11 protein-coding genes are annotated in these 16,447 nt (G+C 39.2%); 2 read left to right on the forward strand and 9 right to left on the reverse strand.

The features are described 5' to 3' along the window. Positions 1-9 precede the first annotated feature (9 nt). From greA to I6751_RS11170, 3 genes are all read right to left on the reverse strand, one after another. Positions 10-486 (reverse strand): transcription elongation factor GreA, encoded by a 477-nt coding sequence (gene greA, locus I6751_RS11160; RefSeq protein ID WP_196590283.1) that lies wholly within the window; start codon positions 484-486, stop codon positions 10-12. 302 nt (positions 487-788) lie between these two features. Further along, on the reverse strand, positions 789-1,595 hold the full coding sequence (locus I6751_RS11165; RefSeq protein ID WP_182186009.1) for a Cof-type HAD-IIB family hydrolase: 807 nt from the start codon (positions 1,593-1,595) through the stop codon (positions 789-791). A 10-nt stretch (positions 1,596-1,605) separates the two neighbouring features. After that, positions 1,606-1,800, reverse strand: coding sequence for a hypothetical protein (locus tag I6751_RS11170; RefSeq protein ID WP_196590284.1), 195 nt, complete (start codon positions 1,798-1,800; stop codon positions 1,606-1,608). 454 nt (positions 1,801-2,254) lie between these two features. Between I6751_RS11170 and I6751_RS11175 the strand changes: the two genes are divergently transcribed. Next, the gene (locus I6751_RS11175; protein ID WP_196599100.1) at positions 2,255-3,781 is read left to right on the forward strand and encodes a diguanylate cyclase domain-containing protein; all 1,527 of its coding nucleotides are present in this window, start codon (positions 2,255-2,257) and stop codon (positions 3,779-3,781) included. Between the two features lie 123 nt (positions 3,782-3,904). Here I6751_RS11175 and uvrA read toward each other — a convergent pair whose 3' ends face one another. Continuing rightward, on the reverse strand, positions 3,905-6,769 hold the full coding sequence (gene uvrA / locus I6751_RS11180; RefSeq protein ID WP_196590286.1) for an excinuclease ABC subunit UvrA: 2,865 nt from the start codon (positions 6,767-6,769) through the stop codon (positions 3,905-3,907). Positions 6,770-7,053: 284 nt separating this feature from the next. Between uvrA and I6751_RS11185 the strand changes: the two genes are divergently transcribed. After that, positions 7,054-7,278: a YjbQ family protein gene (locus I6751_RS11185; protein WP_330998168.1), complete on the forward strand. Its 225-nt coding sequence runs from the start codon at positions 7,054-7,056 to the stop codon at positions 7,276-7,278. 274 nt (positions 7,279-7,552) lie between these two features. Here the strand turns inward: I6751_RS11185 and I6751_RS11190 are convergent, their stop codons facing one another. From I6751_RS11190 to fusA, 5 genes are all read right to left on the reverse strand, one after another. Then, complete coding sequence (locus tag I6751_RS11190) at positions 7,553-8,665, reverse strand: 5-methyltetrahydropteroyltriglutamate--homocysteine S-methyltransferase (protein WP_196590287.1); 1,113 nt, start codon at positions 8,663-8,665, stop codon at positions 7,553-7,555. Then, complete coding sequence (metE, locus tag I6751_RS11195; RefSeq protein WP_196590288.1) at positions 8,662-10,947, reverse strand: 5-methyltetrahydropteroyltriglutamate--homocysteine S-methyltransferase; 2,286 nt, start codon at positions 10,945-10,947, stop codon at positions 8,662-8,664. Before metE ends, I6751_RS11190 begins: the two co-directional genes overlap by 4 nt. Before the next feature lie 177 nt (positions 10,948-11,124). Next, positions 11,125-12,030: a LysR family transcriptional regulator gene (locus I6751_RS11200; protein ID WP_182185981.1), complete on the reverse strand. Its 906-nt coding sequence runs from the start codon at positions 12,028-12,030 to the stop codon at positions 11,125-11,127. A 76-nt stretch (positions 12,031-12,106) separates the two neighbouring features. Next, positions 12,107-14,161 (reverse strand): excinuclease ABC subunit UvrB, encoded by a 2,055-nt coding sequence (gene uvrB / locus I6751_RS11205; RefSeq protein WP_196590289.1) that lies wholly within the window; start codon positions 14,159-14,161, stop codon positions 12,107-12,109. Between the two features lie 79 nt (positions 14,162-14,240). Further along, the gene (gene fusA / locus I6751_RS11210; RefSeq protein ID WP_196590290.1) at positions 14,241-16,289 is read right to left on the reverse strand and encodes an elongation factor G; all 2,049 of its coding nucleotides are present in this window, start codon (positions 16,287-16,289) and stop codon (positions 14,241-14,243) included. Between the last annotated feature and the right edge of the window lie 158 nt (positions 16,290-16,447).

Here is a 16,447-nt window from a genome sequence, read left to right on the forward strand (position 1 = left end):
CCAATATTATTATTTTACGTCCACTATCTTGTATTTTAATAGTCCGGCAGGAACTTTTACGTTAACTGTATCACCAACTTTGTGCCCGAGAATTGCTGCACCAACCGGTGATTCATTGGAAATCTTACCATCAGTGACATCAGCTTCAGCAGAGCCTACTATGGTATAGGTTTCATCTTCTTTAAATTCAAGGTCACGGATAACTACCTTGTTACCGAGCCGGATGATACCGCTGCCATCGCCTTGGGTATCATGGATGACATCGCTTTCGCGCAGGACTTTTTCCAAACGGAGAATTTCACCTTCGATAAATGCCTGTTCATTTTTTGCATCGTCATATTCAGAGTTTTCACTGATATCGCCAAAGTCAATAGCCTGTTTTATACGCTGTGCTACTTCGATACGGCGAACACTTTTTAAATTATCTAATTGCTGCTCAATTTTTTTTAAGCCTTCTTCGGTTAGAATACCGCGTTTTTCTGCCATAATAATGTTTCTCCCTTATAATGAAGTTCTTATTTCAAAGGAGTGCTGACTGCCCTTGAAATTTAGGAATCATCAACCCATTGAACTTGTCCACTAAATAAAACCATAAACATGATTATTGTATGGCAAATGATGCGGCAAGGTGGAATATTCCGGATAGATGACGCAGGCCAGTTTTATGTAAATAAGGCCTGAATGGTAAATACGATAAGGAGTGTCAAGCAACCTTGACACTCCTTCTGATTATATGTTGTTTTTATTTGTTTGTCAATTTAGCCGCAAATGTACTTTATATATAAATATTATACTAATCCGAGTGTATGCAAAGCAGCATATATTCCGTCATTATCATTGGTGGCTGTTATTTTGTCGGCACTTGCCTTTACGGTTTGAGGGGCATTGCCCATGGCAATACCTATACCGGCTTCCGCTAACATACCAATATCGTTGTAATTATCCCCAAAAGCTATTGATTGTGCCGGTGTGACGGCGTAGTGGGATAGAAAAATCTTCACTGCCCGAGCTTTGGATATTGATTTATCAACTATCTCCAACAAGGTGGGACTGGAACGTACAATGGTGAGTTCGGGATAAACATCAGATAACATTGTTTCCATGTGTGCGCAATCCATAGGGGAAGCCATGCATAAAAGTTTATGCGGTAAAAGATTTTTATTTGTTAATAATGCAGGGAAATTTTTTATGACCGGAGTGACACCGGTGATTTGTATTTCTGTTTGGATATTGGCGGGAGAAATATTTTCTACATACCAGCAATCATTGGTGTAATAATTTATGATGCACTGCGGCCATTGCTGATGGATTTTTTTGATAATTGCATGGCAAGAGTCAGGCGGTAATTGTTTGCTGTATATTTTTTTATTTTGAGCAGAAAGTATTAAAGCACCATTATAACTTATGATGGGCGTTTTGATGCCAATTTGGCAGATTATTGGTTTGATTGCTGCCGGCATGCGGGCGGAAACAGGTACAAAGGTAATACCTGCTTTACTGAGTGTGTGTATGGCGGAAATTGAGTTTGGTAAAATTTGATGATGAGAATTGAGAAGTGTGCCATCAATGTCGGAAAATATAATTTTAAACGACATAATACCTCCATTAATTAATTTTGTAAAAAATCGTTAACTTTTTTTGTACCTTATTCAAGGCATTGTTGAGCGGAATGGTTCCGTCAATTATTTTTTTGGTTTCATTGTCAGCTATAAGCATGGATAGAGAATATTTTTTGAATTTCGGCGGTAAAATAGCTGTTTCCATGACATTACTGATTGTTGAAATATTCATTTTCATCACAGAGAGCATCTCTTATTAAGTTTTACATGACCTCGATTTTATTATAAGGGACACCTTGAAAATTATTTGAAAGCAGTTTTTACATTTTATATACTAATATAAGTATAATAACAAAAATAAATAAATGCAAATAGTAGAACAAATGTTTTAAATATTTAAAATCAACAAATATTTGCGGTCGCTATTTCGCCACAGTGACACTTAATGTCCAATAAGTGCAGGTTTGGCTGTAAATCGCAAGTTACTTATTATCAGATATTGACATGTTGTATACCTCATTAAATCTTAGCATCATATTTATAATAAATTAATATATTATTTGATTTTAGGGTATTAATACATTCGGAATAAATTCCGATATAAATATTAACAAATAGTAATTTTTTATTGGTTTCATTAAATAATAAAGGTATAAATTGCTTATGACTATATTTGTTACAGGAGTGATACTGAGTTGATAAGGAGAATATTTATATCCTTTTTTCTGTTAATGTTTAGTTTTTTTATTTTTGACTGGCTGTTTGACAATAAAGATAATTCATCATTGGCAGAATCATCGTTCACTGCGGAACAAAAAACGTTAATTTTCTTAGGCAATAAGGACATTCCACCAATGGTTTACTTAAATAATGGAAAACCGGAAGGAATTATTGTTGATATAGCTAAAACCCTTGGCAGCGAAATGGACAGAAGGGTGGAAATAAAGGCTATGAATTGGCAAGAAGCGCAAGAAGAAGTCGTTTCAGGGGAGGCAGATGCCTTGTTGCAGATAAATCCTACTGAACAAAGAGAAAAAGATTATGATTTTTCCGATTCATTGCTGGAATCAAAATTTACAATATTTGTTGCTGCAGACAGACGGGATATATTGACGATAGATGACTTGAACAAAGAAAAAGTGGGAGTTGAGAAAGAAGGGTATCCTATACAGATTTTGCAAAAACATCCGGAGATAGAAACAGTAGTAATTCCTGACTGGAAAACTGGTTTTAGTATGGTTGAATCAGGAAAATTGGATGCTGTGCTTGTTGATCGCTGGGTGGGAGAATATGTATTAGCAAAGAGTAATATCAAAAATATAAAATTGATTGAAAATCCTGTGGAAGTATCATATTCACGTATTGCCGTGAAAAAAGGTAACAGGGATTTACTCAATTCGATTAATCAAGGATTACAGAAAATGAAAAATGATGGCACTATGAGAACTATTTTGGATAATTGGCATAACCAGAAAGTTGTATTTTTTACGCAAAGTGACATAAAAAAAGTAATCTTATGGGGAAGTATGTTATTTATTTTTGTCATTTTATTTGCAACAGGAGTAATCATAGTGAGAATAAAAAAAATGAATGTGCAATTAAAATCTGAGGTTGAGCAGCGGACTTGTGATTTGAAATTGGCCAACAGTAAATTAGAAAAAGCTAATAGAAAATTGTGGCGGCTATCTTCTGTGGATGCTTTGACAAATATTGCCAATAGATGGTTTTTTAGAAAATGTTTGCGAAGAACATGGAATATTTGTCAACAGCATAAGAATAAAATAGCAATTATTATGTCTGATATAGATCACTTTAAACAGTATAATGATACTTATGGACATCTTGCGGGTGATGACTGTCTTAAGATAGTTGCATCGGTTATGAAAAATATTGCAAAAGAAAATAATGCATTGGCAGTCCGCTTTGGAGGAGAAGAGTTCATTGTTTTAATAGAGGAGCTGGAAAAAGAAAATATCATTGCTATAGCGGAAAAAATACGTATGAATATTGCTGCTTTGAAAGACTTGAAAAGACTGACTACTATAAGTGTGGGGGTGTCAATTATTATTCCTGACGATAATTTATCTCCGCACAATTTGGTGGATGCAGCGGACAAAGCTCTATATCAGGCCAAACGGGAAGGACGTAACCGAATTTGCGTGAATGATTTATGTGCGGCAAATACTGATGGGATTAAGGGCAATGTTTATGAGGACTTTTAATTGGTATAAAAAATAATCGGAATTAACTGCAATATCCTGCGGTTAATTCCGATTATTTTATGGTTAGATATGATGCTTATTGTTGAGATGCCAGTTGCCGATGAATGATTTTTTTGTATGAAATCAAATCTTTTGATGGTCAGTAAGAGCTTTTTTTGTAAGGGTGATGCCTTCTTTCAGGACAGATGCAAGAAATTGTCCGGTGTAGGACCGTTTTATTTTTACTATTTGTTCGGGTGTTCCCTTGGCGACTACTGTACCGCCTTTGTCGCCGCCTTCCGGACCAAGATCGATAATGTAATCAGCTGTTTTTATTACATCAAGATTATGCTCAATGATAATGACTGTATCACCGTTGTCAACAAGTCGCTGCAGCACATTCATTAATTTGTGGATATCTGCTGTATGAAGGCCTGTAGTGGGTTCATCGAGAATATAAAGTGTACGGCCGGTACTGCGTTTGGATAATTCAGTAGATAATTTTATTCGCTGAGCTTCACCGCCTGATAATGTTGTGGCCGGTTGTCCAAGCTGGATATAACCGAGCCCAACATCCTGAAGAGTTTTTAGCTGTCTGGCTAGTTTAGGAATATTTTGAAAGAAATCAACAGCCTCGTCGACTACCATGTGCAGTACATCGGCAATGTTCTTTCCCTTATATTTGACTTCAAGGGTTTCACGATTGTAGCGTGCGCCTTTGCATACTTCGCAGGGGACATATACATCAGGAAGAAAATGCATTTCAATTTTTATGATACCATCACCATGGCAGGATTCACAACGTCCGCCTTTGACGTTGAAACTAAATCTGCCCGGTTTATAACCGCGTATTTTAGCTTCGTTTGTTTGGCTGAAAACTTCACGTATGGTATCAAAAATACCAGTATAAGTAGCGGGATTGGAGCGTGGTGTACGTCCGATTGGTGATTGGTCAATATTGATTATTTTATCGATATTGTCGATACCCTTTATAATTTTATGTTTACCGGGTTTTCCCTTGCTGCTGTAAAAATGCGCGGCAAGTCCCTTGTATAGTATTTCGTTTACTAACGTTGATTTGCCGGACCCGGATACGCCGGTGACGACAGTCAGAACACCAAGAGGAAATTTTACATTAATATTTTTGAGATTGTTTTCAGCAGCGCCGACTACTTCAATGTAGTTTCCATTTCCCTTACGGCGTTGCAACGGTACCGGAATGAATCTTTTGCGGCTTAAGTATTGCCCCGTTATGGATGCGGGGATTTTTTTTATTTCATCTGCTGTTCCCTGGGCAATCACTTCACCACCGTGAGCGCCCGCAGCCGGGCCAATGTCAATGATGTCGTCAGCAGCATACATTGTGTCTTCATCATGTTCAACAACAATAAGAGTATTACCGAGATCCCGCAGATGTTTTAATGTAGACAGCAGACGGTTGTTGTCGCGCTGATGCAGTCCGATGCTGGGTTCATCAAGTATATATAAGACACCGGTGAGACCAGAACCTATTTGTGTGGCAAGCCTTATTCGTTGAGCTTCGCCGCCGGACAGAGTTCCGGCAGCACGGCTTAAGGTAAGGTAATCCAAGCCGACGTTAAGAAGAAATCCCAGACGGGCATTTATTTCTTTCAATATTTGTGCGGCAATGAGTAATTGGCGTTTGTCCAGCTTTAGCAGGCGGAAAAATTTATCTGCCTCAGCAATGGTCATATTGGTGACTTCATTAATATTTTTTTCACCGATAGTTATTGCCAGCGCTTCCGGTTTAAGACGGGCACCGCCGCATACGGGACAAGGTGTCGTACTCATATAAGCCTCGTATCCTTCACGCATTATGTCTGAGCCGGTTTCTCTATAACGACGTGCCAGAAGCGGCATTACGCCTTCGAAAGCCGTATTGTATTCCTTTTCTTCACCAAACATGTTTTCGTAAAAAAAGTGAAAGGTTTCGTCAATGCTGCCATACAAGAGAATTTTTTGAACATTAGATTTTACTTTGTTCCAAGGAGTATCAAGCGTGTATTTATATGCTTTTAATACGGCATCAATTTGACACATGGCATAAGATGCCGGATTTTTTGACAGCGGAGCAAATACACCTTGTGCAAATGTCAGGCTTTTGTCAGGCAGGACAAGATCGATGTCAAATTCTTGTTTACTGCCCAGTCCGTCACATTCAGGGCAGGCACCATAGGGACTGTTAAAGGAAAACAGGCGTGGTGCGATTTCTGGCAGACTGATGCCGCAATCAATGCAGGCAAAATTTTGACTAAACATTAAAAGTTCACCATCGATTATTTGGACATAAACAATATCATTGCCGAGGTCAAGCGCAGTTTCAATGGAATCGGCCAAGCGGGATTCAATGCCTTCCCTTACTACTAAACGGTCAACAATTACTTCTATCGTATGTTTTTTGTTTTTTTCCAAATTGATTTCATCGTTGATGTCCATGATATCACCGTCAATACGCACGCGGACATAGCCTTGACGGCGAATATTTTCCAGCAGTTTTTTATGCTCACCCTTTTTACCGCGGATAACTTGCGCCATTATTAATAGTTTTGTTTTTTCCGGCAGTTTTAAAATACTGTCAAGAATTTGATCTACAGTCTGCTGTGAAATAGGTTTGCCGCATTTTGGACAGTGCGGTTTTCCTGCACGGGCAAACAATAAGCGGAGATAATCGTAAATTTCAGTGACGGTCCCAACTGTTGAACGGGGATTACGGCTGGTGGTCTTTTGATCGATAGATATGGCTGGAGAAAGTCCTTCAATATAATCGACATCCGGTTTATCCATTTGCCCGAGAAATTGCCGGGCGTAAGAAGATAAGGATTCCACATAGCGCCTTTGTCCTTCGGCATAGATAGTATCAAAAGCCAAGGAGGATTTTCCCGAACCGGACAGACCGGTAATGACTACAAATTTGTCACGGGGAATGGAAACGTTAATATTTTTTAAATTGTGAGCACGGGCACCTTTTATTTTTAGTGAATCCGGCAAAATGGTCAACTCCTGTATTTACGAAATAGTCACAGCAAATATATGCAAAATGAAGGTGTTTATATTGATATATTTAATGTAAAATAGCAATAAATTTATTATAGGAATAGTATATATTAAATAATATATTTTTTCCAGTATATATTGATAAAAACTGAAAATAAAAGTTCAAGTTACTGAAAATAGAACTTAAATTAGGATCTTGGAACAAATGCAAAAAAATAATTCCGGATAATGTAGCACAAGGTCAGTATAATTATCCTGGTGAAAAACATTATCAGGCAGTGGAAGCATGGCCCGATGCCGAAAAATATTTACCGAATGGAGACCGTAGAGCATTATTGAATTGTGATGCACATTTAAAGGCTACATTGCTTGGTTCCAGTCAAATATTTGATGTTGACGATGGTGAATTCGGAGCAGGACCAACGGGATATGTTTATTTTGTTGATTTTGACAGGACAAGGGCCAGAGCACGTAAGTGTAAAGTAATAGTATTAGGTGAATAAAGTACAGGTTAAGAAGTAAATTGATATAATGAAAAGGGACTGTCGAATGACAGCATTGATCTCATGAAGATGTAATTGTATTTTTCTATACTTTTGGCGGATAAAGAAAGTGAAATTGCAATTTATGAATAAAAATGCTTAGGTGTGACAGTTTCTTTTTATGAAGTACTAATGAGCGCGGATATAGCTATAGATAAAAGACAAAACCGTATGCAGTCAATACGCGGGCTGCATACGGTTTTGTATAGATACTGCCAATATATCACTTGGTGTTTTACCAAACTGTTTCGGCTATTTGTTTTACTAAAGCGAGTTTCGCCCATTGTTCAGCTTCGGTCAGCTGATTGCCGATTTCACAGGAAGCAAAGCCACACTGTGGGCTTAGGTAAAGCCTATCTAATGGAATGTATTTTTCTGCTTCATGGATGCGGGCAATAACGGAAGCTTTATCTTCCAGTTGGGGAGATTTTGTGGTAATCAGGCCAAGCACGACTTTTTTGTTTGCCGGTACATACTGTAAAGGTTCAAAATTACCGGAACGTTCGTCGTCAAATTCAAGATAGAAAGCAGCAGCGTCTTCGTTGGCAAACAAAAATGGCGCAATTGGTGCATAACCACCGGAGCTAGCCCAGGTGGAGTGGTAATTTCCGCGGCACACATGGGTTGTAAGCGTTAAACCTTGTGGTTTGCCATTGATTACTAAATTGTTGATACGCAGGTATTTTTTTGCTTCGTTTTCAAGAGAAATATTGCTGTTTTGCCTGGCTGACCAATATTTTGTGTCACAAAACATTCCCCAGGTGCAATCATCAAACTGGACATTGTGGCAGCCAGCGGTAAAAAGATCATGCAATACGGTATGGTAAGCTTGGACGATATCTTGGATTAGATTCTCCAGATTGGGATAAATGCTTTTGGTATAAGCCGCATTGTCTTCACGAAACAGTTCAGCCAGCAACTGGGCCGGAGCCGGTAATGTCTGTTTTGCAACGGTGTTTTCATCTTCAAATTGTTTAACGAACTTAAAGTGTTCGACGAAAGGGTGATTTTTTCCGTCAATTTTTCCGGTTAGTCTGATAGAACCCGGAGTAGTTTCTTCATCATGAAAAAAATAGCCATGGTTAAGTTCAATGGCATCAATACCATTAAATCCCCACATAAAATCAAGATGCCAGTAACTTCTGCGGAATTCACCATCAGTAATCACATGATAGCCGGCTGCTTTTTGTTTGGTGATCAGCGCAGTGATTTCTTTGTTTTCTATTTCAGTTAGCTGATTTTGCGTTATTTTTTTGTTTTTATAATCTTCCCGCGCCTGCTTTAAAGCGGCAGGACGTAAGAAACTGCCTACATAATCATAGCGAAATGGTACCTGTAATTTATTCATAAGTTTTTATCTCCCTTGGTTAATTGTGTGCGTACGTTTTTGGCAGCCTGGACAAGGTTTTTAAGACTGGCTGCAGTTTCTGTTTTACCGCGGGTTTTTAGACCGCAGTCAGGGTTTATCCATAAGTTTTCTTGAGGAATTTTTTGCAGCATCAGATGAATAGCTGCCTCAATTTCGGTGACGGATGGAACACGTGGTGAATGAATATCATATACACCAGGACCAACTTCAGTTTCAAAGTGATTATTTTGCAGTGCTGTCAGTATCGTAAGCTTGGAACGTGAGGCTTCAAAAGTAATCACGTCGGCATCCATGGCATCTATTTCAGGGATGATATCTTCAAATTCACTATAGCACATATGAGTGTGAATCTGGGTCGTGGGTTTTACTTTGGCATGGCAAAGGCGGAAGGCTTTGATGGCAAAATCAAGGTAATCACTGTGCCAGTCGGCATGGCGCAGTGGTAATTTTTCCCGCAGAGCGGCTTCGTCAATCTGAATGATGCGGATACCGGCCTGTTCCAATTCCAGTACTTCTTCCCGAATAGCAAGACCTATTTGATACATCATTTCCCTTGTGGAAATATCTTCACGGGGAAATGACCAGTTTAAGATAGTAACCGGACCGGTCAGCATGCCTTTAACATCTTTATCAGTTAGTGAAGCAGCGTATTTGATATAATCGGTAGTAATTGATTTTTCTCTTTTGATATCACCAAAGATAATTGGTGGTTTAAGTCCGCGAGTACCATAAGACTGTACCCAGGCATTGGTGGTAAACACGTAACCCTTGAGATTTTCTCCAAAAAATTCGACCATATCATCACGTTCAAATTCACCATGAACAAGTACATCAAGGCCAATTTCTTCCTGGAATTTGATACAATCTTTAATAAAATGTTTGGCAGTACTGCGATATTGTGTTTCATTAATTACACCGTGACGGTATTGGGAGCGATTTTGTTTTACAGCCTTGGTCTGAGGAAATGAACCGATAGTGGTTGTAGGCAGCAATGGCAGATTTAAGATTTTTCTTTGCAGTGCCTGACGTTTTTTCCGCGGCATTGCGCGGGTGAAATCATCATTGGTCAAGGCAGCAACTTTTTCTTGTACTGTCTTGTCTATACGCAGCTCAGTGGATTGAAACAGCTGGCAATTTTGCTGGTAAGCGGGGTCGTTTTGGTAGTCAGGTAATTCGGTCAGCCGGCATATTTCCCGCAATTCTTCAAGTTTTTCATAGGCGAAGGAAAAACAGCGTGTGATTTCCGGTGCGAGCTGAGGCTCATTGGTTACTGTATAGGGAACATGGAGTAATGAACAGGAAGTGCTGAGAATAATTTTACGGCAATGGGCTTTTAAATTTTTCAGCTGCGATAAAACTGAATTATAGTTGCATCTCCAGATGTTTTTGCCATTTATCAGACCGGCAAATAGAATTTTATCATCAGGGAAATTAGTTGTTAATCGAGTAGTTTCCTTTCCTTCAAGAAAATCGAGTCCGATTCCGTCAAATTGCAGATTATATAGCTGACGGCAGCAGTCACGCACGTCACCAAAGTAAGTTTGCAGTAAGACTTTAACAGTTCCTTTTTTTTCTAATATAAATTGATACATATCGGTAAACAGTGCTATATCATTTGCAGTCAAATCCATTACAAGATATGGTTCATCAATTTGCAGCCAGTCAACTTTGTTTGTTGCACAGCTCTTTAAGATGTTATTGTAAGCGGTTTTTATCGAATCCACATAATCTGCAATGTTTTTATGACCGGTAAAGCTGGCAAGTTTCAGAAAAGTAAACGGACCGATTATTACCGGTTTGGTATTAATACCAAGAGATTGTGCCTGATGAAAACCGTCGAGAAAGTGATCAGAACGGAGCAGGATATTGGTTGTGTCATCAAGTTCCGGTACCATGTAGTGGTAATTGGTATTGAACCATTTTTTCATGGCAGTCGCTTTAACATCACCGTGGTGACCCTGGTAACCGCGGGCCATGGCAAAATATGCAGCGGTATCATCAAGATTCAAATCAAGATAACGCTGTGGAATGGCGTTGAGCATAAAAGAAGTATCCAGCATGCCGTCATACAGGGAAAAATCATTAGAAGGAATGAAAGCAGCACCAGCGGTTTGCTGGAGTTTCCATTGCTTTGCCCTGAGTTTAGCCGTAGTTTGTAAAAGTTCATCTGTATTGATTTCGTTGCGAAAGTATTTTTCGACAGTAAATTTTAGCTCCCTTTGGGCGCCGATTCGCGGAAACCCGACTACTGAATATTGCATAAGTTCATCTCCAAATTAATGTTTTATTTGTATATAGAATAGCGCAATGATCGTTTAACGTAAAATATAAAAAAATAACGGTTTGCTATAGCTTGAATCTATAACAACCGTTATTTAGTAATAAATTAATTTAAATTAGCTTTATTAAATGAAAATAAACCATTTACATTAGCAGTTTTATTTCTCTGATAACTCTGCAGCATAATGTTTTAAGGCATTGATATACAATTGGGCAAAACGACCTGGACGTACTTTTGTGTGAGTGATATAGCCTATTTCCATATAGTCATCAACAGTGAGTGGTAAAGCCAAGATATTTTTTCCATTTAATTCTTCACTGATAACTCCGCTGCAGATCGTATAACCATTGAGTCCAATGAGTAGATTGAATAAAGTAGCGCGGTCAGAAACCATAATATCTTTTTTGCTGTCCCGGGTACTTAGAATTTCCTCTGAAAAATAAAAAGAATTATGTGTACCCTGCTCGTAAGATAAACGAGGGTAGGGAGCAAGATCTTCAAGTGATACGGTGTGTTGGCCGGCAAGCGGACTAAAAGTGCTGACAAACACATGAGGTTTGGCAATAAAAAGCCGTTGAAAAGTCAAATCATTTTCCCGCAGAGTTTTGCGAAGGACAGTTTCATTGAATTTGTTAAGATATAAAATACCTACTTCGCTGTGCAATTTAGCAACATCTTCAATAATCTCATAAGTCTGAGTCTCCCGGATACGAAAATCATATTCTTCACCGCCATGATTTTTCAGCAGTGTAACAAATGCTTCTACGGCAAAAGAATAATGCTGGGTGGATATACAAAATTGATGCTTTGTTGGTGTGATGCCAAAATATTTTTCTTCTATTAAGTCGGTTTGTTCGATAACCTGACGGGCGTAACCAAGAAATTCTTCACCGTCAGTCGAAAGTATAACACCTTTATTGGTACGGACGAAGATAGTAATACCCAGCTCATTTTCCAGTTCTTTTATAGCAGCTGTGAGGCTGGGCTGGGTAATATAAAGCTGTTTGGCGGCTTTACTGATAGTTCCCACGGCAGCGACGGTTACGATATATTTTAGTTGCAATAAAGTCGTTCTACATTCCTCCTGACTGAGTCAAAATAATTGATGGTTTGTCTATAGAGTTATAAATGGCATAAATTCAGGCAGTTTGCGAGGGTGTGTTTTTCTTTTTGCTGTTTTTTTCGTTTTGCAGTTCGAAAATTACGTCACGCAGTTCGGCTGCTTTTTCAAATTCTAAGGCCCGTGAAGCTGCCTGCATTTCTTTGGTAAGGGTGTTGAGCAGTTTTTGCTTTTCCTTGGCAGTCATTTTTAATTTCTTCCGTCCGGGTTTATATTGTGAATTATTTTCTGCAACCATTGTTGTTTCGATGAGATTTTTAACTTTTTTTTGAATGGTCTTGGGGATGATACCATATTTTTTATTGTATTTATCTTGAATTTCACGGCGGCGATCTGTTTCATCAATGGCTTTTTGCATGGAATCAGTGATGCGATCAGCATACATGATTACTGTGCCGTGTGAATTGCGAGCTGCCCGGCCAATAGTTTGAACCAAGGAAGTTTCTGAGCGTAAAAAGCCTTCTTTATCGGCGTCAAGAATGGCTACCAGCGAAACTTCCGGCATATCAAGACCCTCGCGCAATAAATTTATGCCGATGAGCACATCGAAAACGCCCAGGCGCAAATCCCTTATTATTTCAGCGCGTTCAATAGTGGCAATATCAGAATGAAGATAACGGACTTTTATGCCCATTTCCTTTAAATAATCTGTCAGATTTTCGGCCATTTTTTTAGTCAAAGTGGTAATCAGCACACGTTCTTTTTTATCCATACGGATTTTTATTTCACTTAGCAGATCATCCATTTGACCTTCCAGCGGTCGTATTTCGATTTTGGGGTCTAGCAGACCAGTGGGACGAATAATTTGTTCAACTATCTGACTGGCTTGTGAAAGTTCATATGGTGCCGGTGTAGCTGATACATAAATTATTTGATTGATTCTTTCTACAAATTCTTCAAAACGCAATGGTCGGTTGTCGAAGGCAGACGGCAGACGAAATCCGTTATCGACTAGAGAAACCTTGCGGGAACGGTCACCGGCATACATTGCGCGCAACTGAGGTAGTGTGACATGAGATTCATCGATGACAATAAGAAAGTCATCAGGAAAGTAGTCTAAAAGGGTGTAAGGTGATTCGCCTTTTTTACGTCCGGTCAAATGACGTGAATAGTTTTCGATACCGGAGCAGTACCCCATTTCCTGCATGATTTCCAAATCATAATTAGTGCGCTGCTTGAGCCTTTGAGCTTCCAGCAGTTTGCCTTCACTTGTAAGATATTTGAGTTGCTCATTTAGTTCTTCTTCTATAGTTTTTACGGCTCTGTCCATGTTTTCCGGTGAAGTGACATAGTGTGAAGCGGGAAAAATTGTTATGCTTTTGCGTTCACCGAGTATCTCACCGGTCAGTGGATCAAATTCACTTATGCGATCCACTTCATCACCAAACAATTCAATACGAACGGCGCGATCTTGATAACCGGCCGGGTAGACTTCAATTATATCGCCGTGTACACGGAATTTACCACGGACAAAGTTGATATCATTTCTTTCATATTGTATTTGCACCAGCTTGCGCAGCATGGCGTCGCGGGGATAGTCTTCACCACGGCGTACCGATAACACCAATTCATAATATTGTTCCGGTGAACCTAAACCATAAATACAGGATACGCTGGCCACAATTATGACATCACGCCGTTCAAATAATGAACAAGTGGCTGAATGGCGCAGTTTATCAATCTCATCGTTGATCGAAGAATCTTTGGCAATATAGGTATCAGTCTGGGCAATATAAGCTTCCGGCTGATAGTAATCATAATAACTTACAAAATATTCTACAGCATTGTTGGGGAAAAATTCCTTGAACTCGCTGGCAAGCTGCGCTGCCAGAGTTTTGTTGTGAGCTATTACCAGAGTCGGTTTTTGTACTTTTTCAATAACTTTGGCAATGGTAAAGGTCTTGCCGGTACCTGTGGCGCCAAGCAGGACCTGGGCAGTCTGTCCGTTTTCAATGCCGGCGGCAAGATCTTTTATCGCTGCAGGCTGGTCACCTGTAGGTTGATATGGGGCAACGACTTTGAATGGTGTTTTTTCCACCAAATGAAGTGTGTTTAATTTTGGTACAGTAGCCATATTACATCCCTCGAAATAAAAAAATCAGTACTATTTTTAGTATAGCGTAACAGCACTGATTTTGAAATCTATTTTGCGGTTATTTTTTCAGTAATTTGTCACGAATTTTATCGGGGACTTCTTCATAGTGAGAAAAATCTATGCTGTAGCTGCCTCTTCCCTGTGTCTGTGAGCGAAGTTCCGTAGCATATTTTATAAGTTCAGCTTCAGGTACTTGAGCTTCAATGATGCTGATATCATGGGCAGGGCTGCTTGTATTGAGAATACGACCTCTCTTGGTGTTCAAGCCACCGATAACCGTACCTATATAGTATTCAGGAACTGTTATTTTTATGGAACAATATGGTTCCAGTATTGTTGGTGATGCTTCTGAAACAGCCTTTTTCAAGGCCAATCCGGCGGCCGTCTTAAAAGCCATTTCTGATGAATCGACAGTGTGATAAGAACCATCGGTAAGATTTGTTTTTATATCAGTCATTGGATAGTTGGAAAATAATCCTTTTGCTAATGTTTCTCTGATACCTTTTTCAACGGCGGGAATGTATTGACGGGGGACAGCTCCGCCAAAAATTGTTTCGGTGAATTGTATGCCGCAGCCACGTTCCAAGGGAGATATTTCCAGCCAGACATCACCATACTGACCATGACCGCCGCTTTGTTTTTTGTATTTACCTTCAGCTTTAGCGGCAGTCTTAATGGTTTCGCGATAAGCAACAGCCGGCTCAGTAAGATAAGCTGATACGCCAAATTTACGCTGGAGTTTTTCCAGAGCAATATCAAGATGAAGTTCTCCGATGCCGCTTATACATAATTCTCCGGTTCTGTTGTCTTTTTCAAGTTTTAATGATGGTTCCTCGTCAATCAATCGGGATAAAGCGGGACTGATTTTATCCTCATCTGTCTTATCTTTGGCGGTTATAGCCAGCTTTAGCATTGGTTCAGGATAATCTGGTTTTTCATAACAGATGGGTGTCTCTTCATAGCAGAGCGTGTCACCGGTTTTACTGGACTGGAGTTTAGTCACAGTAATTATATCCCCGGCAGATACTCTTTTTATCGGCAGGATGTTTTTACCGCAGGCAGTACAGATAGTGCCAATACGTTCAGTTTTTTGTGATGACGAATTGTATAATGTGCTATTTTCCCGCATACTACCGGATAATATCTTTATATAGCTGGTTCGACCGATAAATTGATCAACGACAGTTTTGAATATGACAGCAGAAAAAGCATCTTCTGTATTGCGTTCCTCAAGACTATTAGTAAAGGGGTTGCTGCCGACAGATGTCCTGAAATAAGGTGTCGGTAGGTATTCTATAATACTATTTAAAAGCTGCCTGAAGCCGATGCCTTTTTCTGCCGAGCCACATAATACCGGGAAAATTTTTCCGGTTACAATGCCTTCGATAAGGGCTGCTGCCGTTTCGGTTTCACTTATTTCTTCTCCATTCAGGTATTTTTCCAAAAGTTCATCATTAAATTCAGCCAATGATTCAATCAGTATATGCCGGGCATCTGTCACGGTCGACTGCATATAGTCCGGTATTTTATAAATCTGGGTCTGATTTTTAATCAGCACTTTTGTATTCATAGTTATAAGATCAGCTACACCATGAAAACTGTTTGCCTGCCCAATGGGCAGCTGTATAGGGACAACTCCTTTACCAAAGTGTATGCGCAATTCATCTATTATATTATTGAAATCAACATTATCACGGTCAAGCTTATTTATAAAAATTGCACGTGGCAGGGAGATTTTTTCGGCATACTGCCAGGCTTTATCTGTTTCAACTTCCACGCCGGAGGATGCTGAAACAATGATTAAAGCCGCTTCGGAAACAGACATCGCTGACTGAACCTGTGCTGTAAAGTCAGGATAACCGGGTGTGTCGAGAAAATTTATTTTATAACCATGCCATTCACAGGCAGCCAATGTGGTATTGATAGTCATTTTGTGTTTTATTTCTTCCGGTTCATAGTCAAGAACAGAACTGCCATCAGCGGTTTTACCAATACGGTTGATCGAACCTGATTTGTAGAGGCAATTTTCGACTATAGATGTTTTACCGCATTTGCTATGTCCTACTACACTGATGTTTCTCAATTGAACACTGCTGAATTCCGTCATAATTCCAGCCTCCTAGTATAATTTATTATTATAATAATTCTGTATAAAAAGAAAATTCCCTCTAATAGTAATATATTCAAAAAGGGAAAGTTTAGAGAAATTTTATCAATAGTATACATTTTATTATCAAATGTGCTAGAATCATATTTATACAATCT

The organism is Pectinatus frisingensis (assembly GCF_015732285.1).
In the GTDB taxonomy this organism is placed as follows: Bacteria; Bacillota; Negativicutes; order Selenomonadales; family Selenomonadaceae; genus Pectinatus; species Pectinatus frisingensis.

Excerpts from the sequence above, each read along its gene's own strand:
- fusA (WP_196590290.1), bottom strand. The coding sequence starts at position 16,289 with ATGACGGAATTCAGCAGTGTTCAATTGAGAAACATCAGTGTAGTAGGA.
- I6751_RS11165 (WP_182186009.1), bottom strand. The coding sequence starts at position 1,595 with ATGTCGTTTAAAATTATATTTTCCGACATTGATGGCACACTTCTCAAT.
- I6751_RS11190 (WP_196590287.1), bottom strand. The coding sequence starts at position 8,665 with ATGAATAAATTACAGGTACCATTTCGCTATGATTATGTAGGCAGTTTC.
- greA (WP_196590283.1), bottom strand. The coding sequence starts at position 486 with ATGGCAGAAAAACGCGGTATTCTAACCGAAGAAGGCTTAAAAAAAATT.
- uvrB (WP_196590289.1), bottom strand. The coding sequence starts at position 14,161 with ATGGCTACTGTACCAAAATTAAACACACTTCATTTGGTGGAAAAAACA.
- metE (WP_196590288.1), bottom strand. The coding sequence starts at position 10,947 with ATGCAATATTCAGTAGTCGGGTTTCCGCGAATCGGCGCCCAAAGGGAG.